At 53.2% G+C, this 19,636-nt stretch carries 18 protein-coding genes; 1 reads left to right on the top strand and 17 read right to left on the bottom strand.

The window, feature by feature from the left end; genetic code table 11:
- Window positions 1-20: 20 nt before the first annotated feature.
- Together KNP60_RS08115 and KNP60_RS08120 are read right to left on the bottom strand one after the other, a co-directional pair.
- Window positions 21-959, bottom strand: a complete 939-nt coding sequence (locus KNP60_RS08115) for a sugar ABC transporter substrate-binding protein (RefSeq protein WP_034778085.1) — start codon at window positions 957-959, stop codon at window positions 21-23.
- A complete protein-coding gene (locus KNP60_RS08120) occupies window positions 956-2,719 on the bottom strand; it encodes an ATP-binding protein (protein WP_214797263.1) in 1,764 nt (587 codons plus the stop codon). Before KNP60_RS08120 ends, KNP60_RS08115 begins: the two co-directional genes overlap by 4 nt.
- Before the next feature lie 120 nt (window positions 2,720-2,839).
- On the opposite strand from KNP60_RS08120, the gene KNP60_RS08125 reads away from it, so the two are divergent.
- Window positions 2,840-3,793 carry a 4-hydroxy-3-methylbut-2-enyl diphosphate reductase gene (locus tag KNP60_RS08125; RefSeq protein WP_214753094.1) on the top strand — a complete coding sequence of 318 codons (954 nt, stop codon included), beginning with the start codon at window positions 2,840-2,842 and terminating at the stop codon, window positions 3,791-3,793.
- Window positions 3,794-3,840: 47 nt separating this feature from the next.
- On the opposite strand, the gene KNP60_RS08130 is transcribed toward KNP60_RS08125, so the two are convergent.
- The 15 genes from KNP60_RS08130 to KNP60_RS08200 all read right to left on the bottom strand — a co-directional run bounded on the left by KNP60_RS08130 (window position 3,841) and on the right by KNP60_RS08200 (window position 19,564).
- On the bottom strand, window positions 3,841-4,953 hold the full coding sequence (locus KNP60_RS08130; protein ID WP_214753093.1) for a Nif3-like dinuclear metal center hexameric protein: 1,113 nt from the start codon (window positions 4,951-4,953) through the stop codon (window positions 3,841-3,843).
- On the bottom strand, window positions 4,953-5,669 hold the full coding sequence (locus KNP60_RS08135; protein WP_214753091.1) for a tRNA (adenine(22)-N(1))-methyltransferase: 717 nt from the start codon (window positions 5,667-5,669) through the stop codon (window positions 4,953-4,955). The genes KNP60_RS08130 and KNP60_RS08135 overlap by 1 nt, the downstream gene beginning before the upstream one ends.
- Before the next feature lie 97 nt (window positions 5,670-5,766).
- On the bottom strand, window positions 5,767-6,105 hold the full coding sequence (gene cccA, locus KNP60_RS08140) for a cytochrome c550 (RefSeq protein ID WP_021065699.1): 339 nt from the start codon (window positions 6,103-6,105) through the stop codon (window positions 5,767-5,769).
- 132 nt (window positions 6,106-6,237) lie between these two features.
- Window positions 6,238-7,332 (bottom strand): RNA polymerase sigma factor RpoD, encoded by a 1,095-nt coding sequence (rpoD, locus tag KNP60_RS08145; RefSeq protein ID WP_034778096.1) that lies wholly within the window; start codon window positions 7,330-7,332, stop codon window positions 6,238-6,240.
- Between the two features lie 35 nt (window positions 7,333-7,367).
- Window positions 7,368-9,188: a DNA primase gene (gene dnaG / locus KNP60_RS08150; RefSeq protein WP_233004389.1), complete on the bottom strand. Its 1,821-nt coding sequence runs from the start codon at window positions 9,186-9,188 to the stop codon at window positions 7,368-7,370.
- 107 nt (window positions 9,189-9,295) lie between these two features.
- Window positions 9,296-10,144, bottom strand: a complete 849-nt coding sequence (locus KNP60_RS08155) for a pyruvate, water dikinase regulatory protein (protein WP_214711413.1) — start codon at window positions 10,142-10,144, stop codon at window positions 9,296-9,298.
- Entirely contained in the window at window positions 10,131-10,760 is a 630-nt protein-coding gene (gene ccpN / locus KNP60_RS08160; RefSeq protein ID WP_034778102.1) for a transcriptional regulator CcpN, read from the bottom strand. Before ccpN ends, KNP60_RS08155 begins: the two co-directional genes overlap by 14 nt.
- 21 nt (window positions 10,761-10,781) lie before the next feature.
- Complete coding sequence (glyS, locus tag KNP60_RS08165) at window positions 10,782-12,836, bottom strand: glycine--tRNA ligase subunit beta (RefSeq protein WP_214797264.1); 2,055 nt, start codon at window positions 12,834-12,836, stop codon at window positions 10,782-10,784.
- On the bottom strand, window positions 12,829-13,722 hold the full coding sequence (glyQ, locus tag KNP60_RS08170; RefSeq protein ID WP_371743415.1) for a glycine--tRNA ligase subunit alpha: 894 nt from the start codon (window positions 13,720-13,722) through the stop codon (window positions 12,829-12,831). The genes glyS and glyQ overlap by 8 nt, the downstream gene beginning before the upstream one ends.
- Before the next feature lie 287 nt (window positions 13,723-14,009).
- Complete coding sequence (gene recO / locus KNP60_RS08175) at window positions 14,010-14,759, bottom strand: DNA repair protein RecO (protein WP_034778111.1); 750 nt, start codon at window positions 14,757-14,759, stop codon at window positions 14,010-14,012.
- Between the two features lie 3 nt (window positions 14,760-14,762).
- A complete protein-coding gene (gene era / locus KNP60_RS08180; protein ID WP_029595225.1) occupies window positions 14,763-15,671 on the bottom strand; it encodes a GTPase Era in 909 nt (302 codons plus the stop codon).
- A gap of 35 nt (window positions 15,672-15,706) precedes the next feature.
- Window positions 15,707-16,057, bottom strand: coding sequence for a diacylglycerol kinase family protein (locus tag KNP60_RS08185; RefSeq protein ID WP_034778113.1), 351 nt, complete (start codon window positions 16,055-16,057; stop codon window positions 15,707-15,709).
- The gene (gene ybeY / locus KNP60_RS08190) at window positions 16,054-16,530 is read right to left on the bottom strand and encodes an rRNA maturation RNase YbeY (RefSeq protein WP_034778115.1); all 477 of its coding nucleotides are present in this window, start codon (window positions 16,528-16,530) and stop codon (window positions 16,054-16,056) included. Before ybeY ends, KNP60_RS08185 begins: the two co-directional genes overlap by 4 nt.
- The gene (locus KNP60_RS08195) at window positions 16,508-18,589 is read right to left on the bottom strand and encodes an HD family phosphohydrolase (protein ID WP_034778117.1); all 2,082 of its coding nucleotides are present in this window, start codon (window positions 18,587-18,589) and stop codon (window positions 16,508-16,510) included. Before KNP60_RS08195 ends, ybeY begins: the two co-directional genes overlap by 23 nt.
- An 18-nt stretch (window positions 18,590-18,607) precedes the next feature.
- Window positions 18,608-19,564: a PhoH family protein gene (locus tag KNP60_RS08200; RefSeq protein WP_034779973.1), complete on the bottom strand. Its 957-nt coding sequence runs from the start codon at window positions 19,562-19,564 to the stop codon at window positions 18,608-18,610.
- Between the last annotated feature and the right edge of the window lie 72 nt (window positions 19,565-19,636).

The following is a 19,636-nucleotide window of genomic DNA, read 5'->3' on the forward strand; positions in this document are numbered from 1 at the left end:
GGAATCTAATCATTTGTCAATTAATCTTTTGCGAGCCCTTCGTACAAATAGCTCGACGAATAGTAGTGTGACGCAATTTTCTTGCCGTTCAAATGATGTTCGAGCGCCTTGAATCCGACCTCGATCATTTCGTTCGGTGATTGGACGACGGTCGCATCGACTTTCCCGCTATGAATCAGCGGATAAATGCCGGTCACACCGTCGACCGATACGAGCGTTTTGTCACTGAGGCCATGGCTTTCGAGGGCCCGGACGACACCGAACGTATTGTCATCATTGTGAGAAAAGACGGCATCGAACGGAATACCGGCATCGAGCCACCGAGACATCTCTATCTCGGCTTGGAACGTGTCGTAATTACCCGTGATTGAGGCGACGACTTGCAGGTTGTCGTTGGCCTTGTCATATTCCGTCAACCCGAGGCTCCGATCGATCGTCGAACGGACTTTGGCGGTCCCTCTCACTTCGACGACACGAATCGGACGGTCGAGCCCGGCGTGTTGGGCGGCGATATGGTTCGCTGCCATCCGGCCGATCTCGACGTTATCGGACATGACCGACGTCAAGACGCTGTCATGGTCGATCATCCGATCGATGGCGATAATCGGAATACCCTCCCGTTCGGCCCGTTCGAGCGATGGCCGGATGAATGCTTCATCGAGCGTCGTCACGAAAATCGCTTCGACCCCGCGGTCGATCAGCGCGTCCAATTTTTCTTTCTCCAGGACACGGGAATCCTCACTCGTCGTCGGGACAGGGATAAAACCTTTTTGATTCGCCGTCCGGACGAACGCGGCCAACAGTTTATTGGCATGCTCATGCTTTTCACTGACGAATACGAAACCGACTTCATTATTTTCTCTCGCCCGTTCCGGTAATTGGATTGACGTAATCAATAGAATCGATAGCGCCCAGACGATCGGCAGCCAAAGCCAGTAATGTTTGAACCCTTTCGTCATGGGTGCGACCGCCTTGGGATTTTAATCATCATGGCCGTACCTTCTCCTTCAACACTTTCAATTTCCATGTGACCGTTCACGGCTTTCAAGTATTCCCGAATCATGTAGAGCCCTAAGCCGTTGCCGTTCTCTTTCGTTGTATAAAACGCGGACCCGACCGACTTGACTTGAGATTTGGTCATCCCGATCCCATTGTCTTCGATCAAGAAGCGGTAGTCCCGTTCCGTGAATTGAATCGTGACCGTCACGACGCCGTCGGCACCTTTCGTATCGACGGCCTCGACCGCGTTTTTGAACAAGTTATAGATGATTTGGACGAGCATGTCGTTCGAACAGTAAAACGGCGGCATGTCGTTCGGGACGTTCAACTCCCAGTTCGTGACCCGCTTATAGCATTCGGCGTCGAGCAAGAATTCGAGACGTTTCGCAAACTCGGTCATGTCGAGCCACTCTTCTTGTAGCTTCGCCTGGTCGGGCTTCGCGAGCGTGAGCATCGTCGTGATCAAATGGTTGGCCCGATCAAGTTCTGAAAGCGCGAGATCGAGCATGTCGCTGCTACTGTGCCCTTCTTTCACCATCTGCAACGTGATTTGGACCGGCGTGAGCGGATTGCGAATCTCGTGGGCAATCCCTGCCGCGAGCTGTCCGAGCGAGGCGAGCTTCTCTTGCTGCAACAATAGTTGCTGTTGACTGAGCTGTTCGCGTCGGGCCGTCTCCATGCGGCGGGAATAATCGTTGTACGTATCGAGCAGCGTCTCGACTTCTTTGGAGCCGGTCCGTTCGAGTTGGATCGGTTCGAGCGACTGTTGTTTCTTGATGTTTTGCACAAGTTCAAGCAGCGGACTTGTCAACGTCTTCGACAACAGTAGACCGACCATGATACTCAAGAAGAACGTCACGAGCGTAATCATCAAGTATTGCCAACGCGTCGCGTACACCGCTTCGTAGACCGAATCGGTACTATGCTTTGCAAGGACGCTCCATCCGTTGACACGCGCATCGGGCTCAAACATGAGGACATCGTCTTTCGTACTGAACACCGAACGGACGTCGTAGGTGTCCGTCGCTTCGATGATGGACCGGGACAAACGCCGTTCTGCGTCCGTGACGAGATTGAACGAGGTCGACAATACTTCGCCCCGTTCATTCAACAAGTAGAGAATCATGTCATCATTCGCCGATTCGAGCATCCGACGATATAAATCTGAATTGAGCACGCTGATACTACCGCCGAACATCCCGATCATCCGGTTGTCTTCAAGCACCGGTACGTATAAATACGTCCCGACGTCACCCGAGATCGAAATCGGGTCACTCATAAACAAGTCGTTCCTGCCGCCGGTGAGCACCTCTTTAAATTTCGGATCACTCTTGAGCGTCAGCGCCGGTACTTGGCGTTGCGAGTACCACGTGAACGCATCGCCTTCTAAATCGTAATAAAAAATCGAGGTGAAGCTCGTCCGCTGATTCAAATAACCGGTGCGGATCCGCTCTTCGATATACGTCTCATTCCCGACGTAAGCACCGAGATAGACCAAGTCTTCGTATAGTTTACCGAGCCGCGTCTCCAGGTTTTCAATACTCCCGTCAATCGCGTAGTCGAATTGTTCTTTCGCCAGTTCTTCCGCGCGGGACACCGTCACGCGGTCGGCAGAGAAGGCTAATGAAGAGATGACAAGTCCTAGTATAATGAAGATAATGAATGTAATCTGAAAGAAGTACGATTTTCGAACTTCAAGCAATGTTCTTAGGCGTTCCACGGTGTCCCTCCTTTCTAACCTTAAGATTATAGCATGAATACACGGAAATCTTTTCGTATTTTCGAAACAATGTTAGACTAATACGTATGAAAGCATCGCGAAAGGAGCGTTCCTTACAAAATGAAAGTTAAAAAAATTAGTCCACGCGGATATTGCTACGGCGTCGTCGATGCCATGAAGCTCGCCAACGAAGCTGTGGCCAACCCAGATTTACCGCGTCCTATCCATATACTTGGCATGATTGTCCATAACCGTCATGTCACCCAAGCATTCGAGGAACTCGGCGTCAAGACGGTCGACGGTGAGGATCGAATGAAAGCGCTCGAGACAATTGATCGTGGAACGGTCGTCTTTACCGCCCACGGCATCTCGCCGCTCGTGCGTAAGCGTGCCATTGAGAAAGGCTTGACGATTGTCGATGCCTCGTGCCCGGATGTACTGGTCACCCACGATTTGATTCGCGAAAAGACAGCTGTCGGCTATGAAGTCATCTACATCGGCAAGCATGGCCACCCGGAACCGGAAGGCGCGATGGGCGTCGCTCCAGGAAAAGTTCACCTCGTCCAATACGAGAGTGACTTCGAGGCGCTCCCGGCTCACCTGTATGATGCAAAAATTCTCGTCACGAACCAGACGACGATGAGCCAATGGGACGTCTCGGCCTTGATTGAGATGATTCAAGAACGGTATCCTCATGTCGAGGTCCACAACGAGATCTGTAACGCGACCCAAGTCCGGCAAGAAGCTGTCGCTGAACAAGCCGGTGACTGTGAACTATTGATCGTCGTCGGTGACCCGAAGTCGAACAACTCGAACCGTTTGGCCCAGGTATCGAAAGAGATTGCAGGCACGAACGCCTACCGCATCGGCGACTTGAGCGAACTCGACCTGGCTTGGCTCGAAGGTGTCGAAACGGTCGCCGTCACGTCAGGCGCGTCGACCCCGACACCAATCACAAAAAAAGTCATCGACTTCTTGACCCAATATGACCCGCTCGATTTGAGCACGCACGATAAGACGCCATATCTTGAACTGCGCAGCATTCTTCCGAAAGTGAAGGCGCTCCGTAAATGACATGAACCCCCGTCCTCTCCCGAGGACGGGGGTTTTTCGTTTAATCATCAGTAGAAGCGGAACGGGTTTGTATCGGCTTCCGAAACAAACAATTCGACATCGAGTTTCGCACGTTCACACTTCTCGCGCATCACGTCGACGACGCCTTGCTTCATCACGCTCTCCACGTGATGACCCGGGTCGACGACAGAAAGTCCGAGCGCCATTGCATCGTGGGCCACATGGAAGTACAGGTCGCCCGTCACATACGCATCCGCACCTTTGAAATGGGCTGCCGATACGTATTTATTCCCGTCCCCGCCGAGCACCGCCACTTTCTCGATGATCCGGTTCGGATCGCCGACGACACGGACGGCTTCGACGTCAAAGCTCGTCTTGACGTGTTCTGCGAACGCGGCGAGTGTGAGAGGCACCTCGAGACGTCCGATACGACCAAGGCCGAACACGGGCCCGTCAATGTCGTCACGAATCAAATCGTAGGCCACCTCTTCGTATGGATGCGCGTCCGTCATCGCCTTAAGCACTCTTTTCTTTTGGCTCTCCGTGACAATCGTCTCGATTTTCACTTCTTCGACACGCTCCGTCTTGCCATGCTGACCGAGGTACGGGTCGGACCCGGCAAGCGGAGTAAACTGCCCTTCTCCTGAAACAGTGAACTGGCAGTCCCCATAATCCCCAATTCGGCCGGCGCCGGCACGTCCTAGCGCATCCGAGACGGCGGTCCGATGGGTCACCGGAACGAAGACGGACAGCTTATACACCGGTTCTTCATACGTCGGAATGAGTACCGTCGGGTCGACGAGTCCAAGTGCCTGACTCATCCAATCGTTGACCCCGCCCTGACAGACGTCCAAGTTCGTATGGGCGACATAGACGGCAATGTCATGCCGAATGCATTTCATAACGATCCGGCCAGCGGCACTGCGATCGTTCACTTGCGCAAGCGCGCTGAAAATGGGTGGGTGATGGGCGATAATCAAATCGACGTCTCGCTCGATCGCTTCATCGACGACCGATTCGAGCACGTCTAGCGTCACCATGACTCGTCGTACCGGTTTATTCAACGTACCGATTTGAAGACCAATTTTATCGCCCTCGACCGCGAGATGTTTCGGGGCGAACTCCTCAAACAATTGAATGACATGATTTCCGTTCGCCATCAGTTGCTCACCTCTCTCATTTTGTCACGCAGCGTCTTGAACTCCTCCTGTTTGCGGATGAGCGCTTCGGTTTGGGCACCTGCCGCCATCTGACCGAGCACGTAATCGAGCTTGTCCGCCTCGCGGCCCCATTTCATTTTGAACGCCTCTGGGCGTGTCGTGAGCAAGTACGGTCCGAACATGAGCTGCCACGCGCGTTCTGTGTCATCTAGGCTATAGCACGTCTCCGTGCCACGTTCGCCGACGAGAATCTCGTATACTTTGTCATTCTCTTCAACGATTGATTCCGCGACTAGGACGAATCCTGCGTCGAGCAACCATTCGCGGACGTATTGCCCGTCCACGTTCGGTTGCAGGACGAGCCGTTCGACCGCTCCTAACTTGTCACGGCCGCTCTCTAAAATCGACCGAATCAAACTTCCGCCCATCCCGCAAATCGAGATGCATGTCGCCTCATCTGCTTCGAGGACGGCGAGCCCGTCACCGAGACGGACGTCGATGTTTTCGGTCGCCCCGATGAGCTCGACTTGAGCTTTGGCCGCTTCCATCGGTCCACGGTTCACTTCGCCTGCGATGGCGCGGTCGACGATGCCTTGCTGAACGAGATAGCATGGCACGTAGGCGTGGTCAGAGCCGATGTCCGCCACTACACTGCCTTTCGGAATGAAATCGACGACTTGCTTCAGCCGCCGGTCTAACGTCACTTGTTCTTGCATAGGGACAACTCCTTTTTCTACTTCTTCACTATTAGGGTAACGAATATTTATATCCAGGACAATAAAAAACGTACCCCAGAAGGAGTACGTTTCACCCTTATTGTTCGAGCAACCAAGTCGCGAGTACGTCTGCTTCTTCGGCAGTCGCGAGACCGGCTGGCATTGCACCTTTACCGTTGACGATGATGTTTGTGATCTCTTCCGCCGATAAACGTTCGCCGACGCCTGTCAACGCAGGACCGACGCCACCTTCGAGATTTCCACCGTGGCAACCTGTGCAGCCTTTCGCCGCATACAAGTCTTCCGGGTTCATCTCAGTGACCGACGGACCTTCAGCAGCCTGCTGAGCTTGGTTCACGCCAAAATACGATAATGAGACCATGGCAATGATTGCGACGATCGCGATCGCTGCAAACGGTAACAATGGATTACGCATTGTATTTCCCCCTCATGTTCATTCCAAATTTCTACCCATCACTATTTTACTCAAAAAATAATAAAGAAGGAAGGAAAATCACTCATTTTCCTTCCTTTCTTCTAAAACTTCACATTTTATTCAAAAACACAATTAATCAAGGAAGTCTTTCAAGCGTTTCGAACGGCTCGGGTGACGGAGCTTCCGGAGCGCCTTCGCCTCGATTTGACGAATCCGCTCGCGGGTGACGCCGAACACTTTCCCGACTTCTTCGAGCGTGCGCGTACGGCCATCATCGAGACCGAAACGGAGACGGAGCACGTTTTCTTCGCGGTCCGTGAGCGTGTCGAGCACGTCTTCGAGCTGTTCTTTGAGTAGCTCATAGGCAGCGGCGTCTTGCGGTGCCATCGCATCTTGGTCTTCGATGAAGTCGCCGAGGTGCGAATCATCCTCTTCCCCGATCGGTGTCTCGAGCGAGACAGGCTCTTGGGCGATTTTCAAGATCTCACGCACTTTTTCAGGTGTGAGTTCCATCTCTTTGGCGATTTCTTCAGGTGCCGGTTCGCGCCCGAGGTCTTGCAACAGTTGACGTTGAACACGAATCAACTTGTTGATCGTCTCGACCATGTGGACCGGGATCCGGATTGTCCGAGCTTGGTCGGCGATGGCGCGGGTGATAGCTTGACGAATCCACCACGTCGCGTACGTCGAGAACTTGAACCCTTTCATGTAGTCGAACTTCTCGACGGCTTTAATGAGGCCCATGTTTCCTTCTTGAATCAAGTCAAGGAAGAGCATACCGCGCCCGACATAACGTTTCGCGATCGAGACGACGAGACGGAGGTTGGCTTCGGCAAGACGTTTCTTCGCCTCTTCGTCCCCTTGTTCAATCCGTTTCGCGAGTTCGGTCTCATCTTTCGCACTGAGGAGATCGACGCGGCCGATCTCTTTCAAATACATGCGGACCGGGTCGTTGATCTTAATACCTGGCGGGACGGACAAGTCGTTCAAATCGACCTCTTCGTCCTCTTTTTTGGTTGGTGTTTCTTCGGCATCGGCCGCATCTTCTGTGACGCGGATATCTTTACCTTCTAAGTCTTCAATGAAGTTATCGATAAAGTCCGAATCCACCTCGAAATGGCTGAGGCGATCTTGGATTGCTTGCATGGATACGACGCCTTTTTTCTTACCTAATTTCTCGAGTTCGTCTATGGCGTTAAATAAATCCTCTTTTTTCTTCTCTGCCATCTAGCAGTTCAACTCCTTCCAAACTTCCTTCACGTTCATCGTTCACGAAGACGACGACTCCGGGTAATCAATTCTTGTAACTTGGATGCCTGGTCTACTATACTTTCGGCATCTTGTCCGATTTCCCTTTTCGCTCGTTCGATTTGACGCTGTTCCTCATAACTGTTTATGACCTTAATGTATTCATCTAAAACCTCTTCGGTCAGTTCGTCCGGTGCGGACATGAGCCGAATCTCGGCATACCGATTCGCATAGTCCGGACGTTGGTCACAATAGCGCTCCATGAACGGGGGCGCCACTTGTTCGAATTCTTCATGCGTCATGTCCTCCGAGACGATCTCATAGAGGGCCGTCGCCAGCATGCGATGCACTTCGTCCTGATAGGCTAGCCCGAGGCGGTCCCTGACGAAGCGGACCCGCTCCGGACCACTCAGCATGGCCCGAAGTAACAGCTTTTCGGCTTTGACATAACGCGGTTCATTCGTCTTAGATGAACGCCGGCGAACCGGTTCAGCTTCCGGCACTCGTTGGGGTGCGATTTCTTTCGGTCTTGTCGAGGGCATCCGTGACAACAATGTCTCGACTGGAATCTCAAATTCGTCGGCCAGCTTTCTCACATATAAATCACGTCGAATCGAATTGTCCGTTTTACTGATTTCCACAAGCATAGATTCAATAAATCGAATCCGTTCTCCTTCTCGATTCATGTTTTTCCCACGCCGTAGCGTCCGGTTCATGAAGTCGAGGACGGATAAACGCTCCGATTCGACAAGTCTGTGCCACTGCTCCGCCCCGTTCGTCCGAATATAATCATCCGGGTCGGTCTTCTCAGGTAACATCAGCACCTGGACATCGAGCGGGTAGCCCTCGAGCAAGCGGACGACTTTCATCGTCGCTTCTTGTCCGGCCGTATCACCGTCATAACAGATGATCACCTCTTCGACCATGCGTGCTAACGCACGGGCATGCTGCGTCGAAAACGCCGTCCCGAGCGACGCGACGACTTCCTTCGTCCCAGCTTGCGCGACTTGCAAGACGTCGACGTTCCCTTCCACAAGCACGACCCGTTTTTGCTTTCGCATCGTGGCCCGTGCCTGTGAAAAGCCGAAGAGGAGTTCGCTCTTGTTGAACAAGGGCGTATCCGCCGTGTTGACGTACTTTGGCTGTCGTTCATCGATCGCCCGTCCGCTAAATCCGACGATGGTGCCGTCTCGATCCGCAATCGGAAAGACGACTCTGCCTTCAAACCGGTCAAAATATTCACCGGACCTTGACTTAGAAATCAACCCCGCCTCCACCATGACCTCGAGGTCGAAACCTCTTCGTTCCAGTGAATCAACGGTAAAACGGCGATGATCAGGCGCATACCCGATCTTATACTGTCCGATCGTCGTCTCCTGTAGACCGCGCGCTTGCAAATACGTCAATCCGACTTCGCCCGCTTCGGTCTTCATCAACACTTCATGATACAAATCCGCCACGACACGATGGGCATCGCGCATCTGTTTACGAATGACTTGGTCTCGTGACAACTCCTCATCGCCAGACACCCCGCCCTCGATGGCGATGTTCGCCCGCGTCGCGAGACGTTCAATCGTCTCAGGGAACGACAAACCTTCTGTCTCCATGACGAACGTAAATACGTTCCCGCCGGCTCCACATCCAAAACAATGGTACATCCCTTTTTCCGGGGACACGGAGAACGATGGACTGTTCTCCGAGTGGAACGGACAGAGACCGACGAGGCGATGGCCTTGCTTCTTCAATTCAACGCGTTCACTGATTAAATCAACGATATCTGTGGCTTGTTTCACTTCCGCAATGACTTCATCCGGTATTCGCGGCAACTCGACCACTCCCTATCCAAACTCGCAACGAAACGGAACGCTCACCACGTTCCGTTTCACTGTAATGTCAGTACTCTATTATACCGTTAACACCAGTCGATTACTAATCCGAGTACTCAATCGTCTTTCGATTGGTCGAGCATCCGTAAAATGATGCCTGCCGTCTCTTCGACGGCTTTGTTCGTCACGTCGATGACCTCGCAACCGATTCGTTCGTAAATCCCTCGGGCATACTCGAGTTCACGATTGATGCGTTCGAGTTGGGCGTAGTCGGCCTCCGGTTTCAAACCGAGCGACTTCAACCGTTCCATCCGAATCGAAATCAACTTATCCGGCGAGATGATCAACCCGACGCACTTGTCAGGCGGCAGATCGAACAGTTCTTCCGGCGGGCGTGATTCCGGCACGAGCGGTACGTTGGCGACCTTATACCGCTTCAACGCCAAATATTGTGAGAGCGGCGTCTTCGATGTGCGTGATACGCCGACGAGGACGATATCAGCTTTTTTCAAGCCTCTTGGGTCACGTCCGTCGTCGTACTTGACCGCGAACTCCATCGCTTCGATTTTCCGGAAGTAATCCTCATCGAGACGATAGATGAGTCCCGGTTTCTCGCGCGGACTCTCTCCGAGTTGACCGGCGAGCACGTCGAGTAAGTCGCCGAGCAAGTCGACCGTCTTCACGTCATGCTCTCTTCCGAGTTGGACGAGGAGGGCCCGATGCTCTTCGTTGACCAACGTGAAGGCGATGACTGCTCCTTGGGCACGCGCTTGTGTCACGACATCGTGAATCGTCTGTTCATCTTCCACGAACGGAATTCTAAGCGTCTCAATCGCATTCTCGTGGAACTGGATGCTCGCGGCGCGGACGACGAGTTCACATGTCTCCCCGACCGAATCGCTCACGACAAATACGAGTTGTTTTTGTGTCAGTGTCAAACCAGATTCCTCCTCAGAACGACTCATCGTTGGCGAGTGCGATCAATACTTTCGTCATGTTCGTCTTCGTCATGCGACCGAGCACGATCAGCTTGCCGTCTTTCTCTTCGACGACTGGCATGGCATCGATTTGTTTCTCGATCAGCTTCATCCCGGCCCGAATCAACGTCTCACTCTTCTCGCACACCGTGATGTTCGGCATGCGGGTCATGATGACGTTGACCGGCAATTGATCCAAGTCTTGATTGCCGATGGCGGCCCGAAGTAAGTCTTTACGTGACAAGACACCGACGAGCTCGTTGTCCTTGCCGACGACGAACAGCGAACCGACGTCTTCTAAAAACAAGGTCACGACGGCGTCATACACCGTCATCTCGTCACTGACGACTTTCGCGGACGACATGAAGTCGCCGACCGTCAATGAATCCAATTTTTCCCGAAGCAGGGATGAGTTTCGTTTGCCGACGAACGTGTAGCCGACACGTGGCCGGGCTTCTAGTATTCCAGTCATCGTCAAGATGGCCAGGTCCGGGCGGAGCGTGGCGCGAGTGAGCGACAGCTCTTGCGCGATCTGCTCACCCGTGATCGGTCCGTTGACCCTGACGATCTCAACGATCTTCTGTTGGCGTTCATTCAGCTGCATAGCCAACCCCCTCAAGTTTGGTCAGAGTACGAGCGCGCTAAAGTCGGCGACGCTCTCGATCGTCATGGCGAGTCGTTTCATCTCGCGCAGACGGTTCTCGCGAATCGCTTCAACGTCGCTCATGACCATTGTATTTTCGAAATAAGCGCTAATCGGTTGTTCCAATACGCGCAATGACGCGATCGCTTGATGATAATCCCCATCCTCGACGGCTCGCTCCGTTTCCGGTAGCGTCGCTTCGATGGCGACATGGAGTTCGTTCTCTTCTTTGTTTTCGAACAATGCCGGATCGACCTCTCCAGCCTCACCTTTCTTGGCGATATTGACGACACGCGTCAATTGCTCAATGAGTAGTTTCGCATCGTTTGCGAGCATGGCTTGAACCGCGTCCGCTCGGGCATCGAGCCGGTTGATGGCGAGCTCTGTCGTCAATACGGCGTCGATGACGTCATAACGGACTTGCCGTTCTTGGAGACGATACTTCAGGCGAAGCATGAAGAAGTCTTTTAGTTGCGCCTTGACTTGTTCTTTATCGGCATCATAAAGTCCTGCCTGAAGTTGCGAATCGACAACTTGTGAAAGTAATTTGTCGAGTGGGAGCGCAATCTTCCAATCCGCTAGAATTTGGACGACCCCTTGGGCTTGACGACGAAGCGCGAACGGGTCTTGCGAACCGCTCGGAATCATGCCGATTCCGAAGAATGCAGCGATCGAATCCAATTTATCGGCGAGTGCGAGAACCGCACCCGTTGGCGTCGATGGTGACGCGTCGCCCGCAAAGCGTGGCATATAGTGTTCACGGATGGCCGCGGCCACTTCTTTGTCCTCACCTTGTTGGAGCGCATACTTCTCACCCATCACCCCTTGGAGCTCTGTGAACTCATACACCATTTGGCTGACGAGGTCGAACTTATGGATGGCTCCAGCCCGGGCGACTTTGGCTGCATCCGCATTGAACAATGGCGCCAGCGTTCCGGCGAGTTGTTCTACGCGACGGACCTTGTCTCCCGTCGTGCCCAACTTCTCATGGAAGACGATGCGGTCGAGACGGACGAGTTGATCGTCAATCTTCGTCTTTTGGTCTTCCTCATAGAAGAAGACGGCGTCTGCCAAGCGGGCCCGGATGACCTTCTCGTTCCCTTTGGCCACGTTTTGAAGATGGTCTGCGTTCCCGTTACGGACGGTCACGAAATAGTTTTTAAGCGTTTCACCGATATAGACCGGGAAATAGCGTTGGTGCTCTTTCATCGTCGTGATCAATACTTCTTCCGGAAGTTCGAGATAGCTTGCATCGAATTCACCGAACAGCGCAGTCGGCCATTCGATGAGGTTCGTCACTTCCTCGAGCAACGACGCGTCGAGCGGAACCGTCCACCCTTGTTCTGAAGCCAACTCGTCGATTTGACGCTCGATGCGGGCCTTACGGTCTTCATATGACGCGACGACGAATTCGCGTTCGAGCGTCTCGGCGTAGGCGGCCGGCTCGGCGATCGTGACGTCACCTTTACTCAAGAAGCGGTGACCACGTGTCACGTTTCCTGTTTTTACGCCTTCGATTTCAAAATCGATTTGCTCGGCACCGAACAACGCGACGAGCCAACGAATCGGACGCATGTAGCGGAGACTGCTCGTGCCCCACTTCATGTTTTTCGGGAACGTCATACCACGGACGACGTCTTCGAGTGCCGGAAGCAGCGTGCTCGTCGCCTGACCTGACTCGTGACGGTCTGCGAACACGTACTCGACACCTTTCTCTTCAGCGAAGTACAAGTCGTCGACCGAGAGACCACGGCCACGGGCAAACCCAGCGGCTGCTTTCGACCAGTTTCCTTCAGCGTCTTGAGCGATCTTTTTCGCCGGTCCGCGAAGCGTCTCCGTCAAGTCTTGTTGCTTCTCTTCGACGTCTTTGACAAGAACGGCGAGACGGCGCGGTGTTGAATAGACGGTCAATGTCCCGAACTGGACACGGGCGTCCGTCAAGAAGGCGGTCACACGCTCTGCCAATTGTTTCTCCGAACGGAGGACGTATTGCGCTGGTAATTCTTCAAGTCCAATTTCTAATAAAAGGTCACGCATCAAGGGCACCTGCTTTCTCTTGGTTCAAAAGTGGGAAACCGAGACGTTCCCGCTCTTCGATAAATTTGGCAGCACACGCACGGGACATGTTACGGACACGTTGGATGAAACCGGTCCGTTCCGTCACCGAGATGGCGCCTTTCGCATCGAGTAGGTTGAACGTATGCGAACATTTGAGGATATAGTCGTAAGCCGGGAAGACGAGGTTCTCGTCAAGGGCACGCTTCGCTTCTTTTTCGTACGTATCGAACAACGTGAACAACATGTCGACGTCTGAAAGTTCGAACGTATATTTTGAGTGTTCATACTCGGGCTGGTAGAAGATGTCCCCATACTTGAATCCGTCCGTCCAGACGAGGTCAAACACGCTCTCGACTTCTTGGATGTACGACGCGAGACGTTCGAGACCGTATGTGATCTCGACGGCGATCGGGTCACACTCGATACCACCGACTTGTTGGAAATACGTGAACTGGGTGATCTCCATCCCGTTCAACCAAACTTCCCAACCTAGACCGGCCGCGCCGAACGTCGGGTTTTCCCAGTTGTCTTCGACGAAACGGATATCGTGCTCGAGTGGGTTGATTCCGATCAACTCTAAACTTTCTAAGTAAAGCTCTTGGATGTTGCTCGGTGACGGCTTCATGATGACTTGGAACTGATGATGCTGATACAAACGGTTCGGGTTTTCACCGTACCGTCCATCCGCCGGACGACGTGATGGCTCCGTGTAACAGACGTTCCACGGCTCTGGTCCGAGACTCCGTAAGAACGTCATCGGGTTCATCGTACCGGCCCCTTTCTCAACGTCATACGCTTGCATTGTCAAGCAGCCTTTCGACGCCCAGAAATTTTGTAACGTCAAAATAATTTCTTGCACGGTCATGTGCTTCATATGTGACACCTCCAAAAGTATTGAAACGACAAAAAACGCCCCTATGTGCCATGCACATAGGGACGGGATTACCCGCGGTTCCACCCTACTTGCCTCGAGATGAGGCCACTCTTTGGATTGTGGGCGCTCCGGAATTGCCATTCACTTCCCCCTGGCGTTCGGCTCCCACCTCCCCGAACTCGCTGTACCCATGGCGTAAAAGCTACTCGTTTCCTTCATTGCGCACGCTATTTCATTTGTCTAATCGTAGATTATGGTATCGAATCTTGTCGAAAAAGTCAATCATCGTTCAAGTAAAGGCGCTGCATTTGATCGAGGACACGTTTCGTCTTCAGCCGCAAGCCACTGTATGATTCCATATAGGCGTCGAACAGCTGCCTGAGCAGAATCCGCGTCTCTTTTGTGAGCGGGACGTTACTGAATTCGGACAGCTCGTGTCGGCTCATCAAATAGAGGAGCTTCGCTAGACGTTCGCTCATGCGGGCCGACCCTTCTTCTTGGTGACGCGAGCAAAGAAAACCACCGGCCGCCACTGAAAAATACATCGGGTCGGTCACATCGTTGCAACGGATGCACCCGGTCAAGACCGGTGCGACCCCGAGCAGGTGCAAAATGCGCAGTTCAAAGTGGTGCGTGATCACATCCGGATCCATCCCTGCATTGAGCGCCTGCAGGGCGTCGTTCAAGATGCGATAGAGCGGGCGGTTCGGCACCCGGTCCTCGACGGTGCGGTCGACGAGCTCGAGCCAGTACATGGCGTACGCCATGCGCTCGACGTCTTTCCGGATTTCCGGATAGGACGTGATCACATCCGACGACTTCAGTTGACCGAGGCCACGGCTCGCCGGGAAAATATATACCGCCTCGACGAAAGGCTGGCTCGACGCATGCAGGCGACTGCCCGGCTTTTTCGCACCGCGCGCCATGACGGCGACTTTCCCGAGTTCTTCGGTGAACAACGTGACGACTTTGTTCGATTCCCCGTAATTGACCGTCCGAATGACGATTCCCGTGACCTTTTGCAACATGGCTTAATACTCGTCGTCGCGGAAACCGAGGTCGCGGAGTTGACCCATCTTGTTACGCCAATCTTTTTGTACTTTCACCCATAGGTTCAAATACACTTTTGTCCCGAGGAGTGCCTCGATGTCGTGGCGTGCTTCTGTCCCGATTTCGCGGAGCATCGCACCTTTTTTGCCGATGACGATTCCTTTTTGCGAATCACGCTCGACCATGATCACGGCCTCGACATCAATCATTTCCGAGTTTTCCCGTTTCTTGATCGATTCAATGGCGACCGCGATTGAGTGCGGCACTTCATCACGCGTCTTATGGAGCACTTTCTCGCGAATCAATTCAGAGATGATGAACCGTTCCGGGTGGTCGGTCACTTGGTCGGCCGGGTAATACATCGGTCCTTCCGGGAGCAACTTTTTGATTTCTTTAAGAAGCGGTTCGACGTTATTGCCTTGAAGTGCCGAGATCGGGACGTACGCCGCGAAATCGAGTTGGTTCGTATACTGCTCGATGACAGCCGGAATCTCGTCCGGATGAATCAAATCGATTTTGTTCATGACGAGGATGATTGGCGTATCGAGCCCTTTTAACTTCTCGATGATGAACTCATCGCCGGCGCCTCGCGGTTCCGTGACGTTGACCATGAAGAGGATCGCGTCGACTTCACGGAGTGCGTTCGTCGCGACTTTCATCATGAAATCGCCGAGACGGTGTTTCGGCTTATGAATCCCTGGCGTGTCGATAAAGATGATTTGCGAATCATCCGTCGTATATACACCTTGGACCTTGTTGCGCGTCGTCTGCGGCTTGTCTGACATGATGGCAATCTTTTGTCCGATGACCCGATTCAAGAACGTCGATTTCCCGACGTTCGGACGACCGATGATGGACACAAACCCTGATTTAAAATCTTCTTGATACATAGTGCACCTGCTTTCTAAATTTCCAATACGTTCAATCATATAACGAATTTGTCGATTACATAAGGGCCAAAAATGAAAAGTGCCGTGATGGCGGCCCCGATGGCGGCAACGAGCACTGATCCGGCTGCGACGTCTTTCGCTTGCTTCGCTAACGGTTTAATGTCTTTCGTGACGAGGTCGACCGTGCGCTCGACCGCCGTGTTCATCAGCTCGAGAGCGATGACGAGTACGACCCAACCGAACAGAATCAAGTTCTCGAGTTTCGTCGTTGGGAGCCACCAGGCAAATACGACGACGAGCAGGCTCGATGCGAGATGAATCAGCATGTTGCGTTCGGTCCGCACTGCGTGCACGATACCGTGCACGGCGAACCAGAACGGTTTCACACTTCGCCTCGTTTCAGCTCGAAGTGAGCAAGCACTTGTTCTTGGCGCGCCGTCATTTCCGCTTCTTCCTCAGGCGTCATGTGATCATAGCCGAGGAGATGTAAGAAGCCATGAATGGCCAAAAATCCGAGTTCTCGTTCGAATGAGTGGCCATAGTCGGCCGCCTGTTCGCGGCAACGCTCGACCGAGATGAGTAAATCGCCAAGGAGACGAGGCTCGTCTTCATCGAGCATGAAATCCATCTCTTCTTCGCCCATCTCGTCAAAAGCAAAACTGATCACGTCGGTCGGCGCATCTTTCCCGCGCCATTCCCGATTGATTGCTTGAATCTCGTCGTTCGTCAAAAAGGTGACCGACAGTTCGCTCGGTTCTTCAATGTCCTCTTCGAGCGCTGCGTGCATCAAAATAGATTCGACGAGCTCGACTTGAGCATCGGTCAACAACCCGTGCTCATCGTTCGAAATGATTTGCATGTAATTCGCCTTCTTTCTTCAGTTCTGGGTACTCGATCCGTTCATGGAACAAGCCGGTCAACGTCTCACACGCGCTCTCCCCGACCCGCCATACTTCTTTCGTCGTCAACTCGCAGTCTTCGAACTGTCCGTCTTGCAACTTGTCACGGATGATCGCGCTGACAAGCTGCCGGATCCGTTCTGGTGTCGGCTGCTTCTGTGACCTTACCGCCGCCTCAATCGAATCGACGATCATGACGACCGCCGCCTCGCGCGTCTGCGGTTTCGGTCCCGGGTAACGGAAGCGCGACTCAGTGACATCTCGTGTCTCTTTCGCTTTCACATAAAAGAACTTCAACAATGACGTGCCGTGATGTTGCTCGGCGATATCGATGATTTCTTTCGGTAGCTTGTAACGGCGCAACAGATCAGCACCGTCATACGGATGGGCCATGATGATGTCGGCCGATTCTTCTGGTGTAAGCCGGTCGTGCGGGTTGACGCCGCTCTGTTGGTTCTCGATGAAGTGGAGCGGCCGCTCGGTCTTCCCAAGATCATGGTAATAACTAGCGACCCGGGCGAGCAATCCGTCGGCTCCGATCGCCTCACAAGCCGATTCAGCCAGGTTGGCGACCATCATGCTGTGATGATACGTACCCGGTGCCTCCATCAATAATTTCCGCAACAGCGGGTGCGTCGGGCTCATCAATTCGATTAAGCGACCCGATGACAAGACGCCGAACCACGGCTCGAGGAACGGCAGGAAGCCGAACGTGAGCACGATTGATAACAGGGCACTCGTGATCGCGAAGCCTGACAGATACGCGACCATCTCCCATGTCACTACCGTGTTACGAAGGAACAAGAGCGCGAGCACCATAATGATGTTGATGATGCCGAGCAAGACACCTGACAAGAATAAGCGTTTCCGCTGAATCTTCGGTTCGACGAGGAAGACAGCCAGGAAACTACCGGTCGCAAAATAGACGACCGTCATGAAGCTCGTGTTTTGCCCGAAACTCGCCACGATCGATCCGGCGATCATCGTAATGAGTGCCGAGGCGAGCGCGACCCGTTCATCGACGAGGATACGGAGCAAGAGGACAACGAACGCCGTCGGTGCGAGCACGTATGCGTACGTCGTAAACTCGATGCCGATATAGCCGACCCCGAAAAAGATGCCGAGTTGAAGCAGTAACAACCCGTACACGGTAATCAAAATTTTAGGACGAAGCAACAACTGTTGAATCTTCGACCGGATCAACATGAACAGAAATCCGGTCGTCAACAGTCCGCTCAGTAAGTAAGCCCCGAACAGCGGTGCGAACGAACGGTTCGGGTCGATCGCACCGGTCAATTCGAGCTTCCGATAAATCTCACGTGTCACGACCTCGCCTTGATTGACGAGCAATTGTCCTTCTTGGATGATGACCGGCTCGACCGCGTCGAGCGCCTGCTGTTCTTTCTCGCGCGTCGCCTCAGAGTCGAACACGTAGTTCGGGACGATCAATTGATCGCTCAGGCTGTTGGCGATGGCCCGGAACTCGAGTGAGAGCGGGGATTGGTCGACGAGCGTCTCGGCCCGGTCTCTCGCTTCTGAAATCGACTGTGAGCTCGTCTCGATGCGGTTGCCCATTACTTCTTGGAGCGCCGTCACGGTGACGTCTTCGACCGTTCGACGCGTGTTCTCACTAGCCTCGAGCAACAGATTCAACTCATCGTCACCGAGAAAGCCATTCACTTCGGTCGAGTTCAACCGGTTCTTAATATCCGAGAGTTCGGTCTCTTCTCCCGTCTCCTCGAACGCCGCGAACAGTTGCTCGACTTTGGCGATTTGTTGATCGGCAAACTCGCGTCGGAGCGAAAATTGACTACCGACGCCATTGACGGCTTCTTGTTGCAACCGTTCCGTCGCCGTTCGGTCCTCGACCGTGATGGGCGAGCGGATATCCTGTTCGGCAATCCCGAGCGGTTCGACGCTAATAATAGATGGGCGCACCGTAAAATAGAGAATCGCGCCTAGAATGAGAAAAAAGAGGACGGAGATTGTCGCGACCGTCCAATGACGTGCTTGCTGCATCAGTGCCCCCCCTTTTTGTTATGTGAGTTCGGTACTATAAGCGTTAATAATTTTCTTGACGAGCGGATGTCGAACGACATCGGACGACGTGAAGTGTTCGAAATGAATCCCTTCGACTCGCTCGAGCAGGTGTAACGCCTCTTGAAGACCTGACGCCTTCCCTTTAGGTAAATCCACTTGCGTCAAGTCGCCGGTGACGACCATTTTCGACCCGAAACCGAGTCGCGTCAAGAACATTTTCATCTGCTCTTTCGTCGTGTTCTGCGCCTCATCTAAAATGACGAACGCATCTTCAAGCGTGCGTCCTCGCATATAGGCGAGCGGGGCGACTTCGATTGTGCCACGTTCGAGCAACCGATTCGTCTGCTCGACGCCATAGACGTCAAACAAGGCGTCATAGAGCGGACGTAAGTATGGATCGACTTTCTCTTTCAAGTCGCCTGGCAAGAAACCCAAATTTTCCCCTGCTTCGACGGCTGGACGCGTCAAAATAATACGTTTGACTTGTCCTTCTTTCAATGCCCGTGCTGCCAAAACGACGGCCAGATAGGTCTTTCCGGTCCCGGCCGGCCCGATTCCGAAGACAAGATCGCGTTTTTCAATGGCACGAACGTAGCGGCTTTGTCCGACTGTCTTCGCCCGGATCGGTTTGCCTTTGTTCGTCGTGAAGACGACCCGCTCATAATGCTCGAGCAGTTCATCGCCTTTGCCGACCTTGATATGTTGAATCACGCTGATGGCATCACTCTCGTTCAAGCGAGCCCCTTTTTTGACAAGCTGTTGTAGCGTCTTGATGACGGTTTTCGTCAATTCAAGTGTGTCAGCAGTATCGGCCTGAATGATCAATTCTTCTCCACGAGGAGTGAGTGCGACCGCGAGTTCTGCCTCGATAGCGTGAAAGACCTCGTCTTTCGGCCCGAGGAGTGCCTGTGCTTCGTTCGCATGTTCCATGACGAACGGTATCTTATCAGTCATAATCAATGGTTGTTTCTCCTCCCCATCAGTAGATTGTTCCTTCTTTACTTTAGCACTATCAAGCCGTTCGTG

The sequence above is a fragment of the Exiguobacterium sp. s5 genome (assembly GCF_018618075.1).
Lineage (GTDB): Bacteria > Bacillota > Bacilli > Exiguobacteriales > Exiguobacteriaceae > Exiguobacterium > Exiguobacterium mexicanum_A.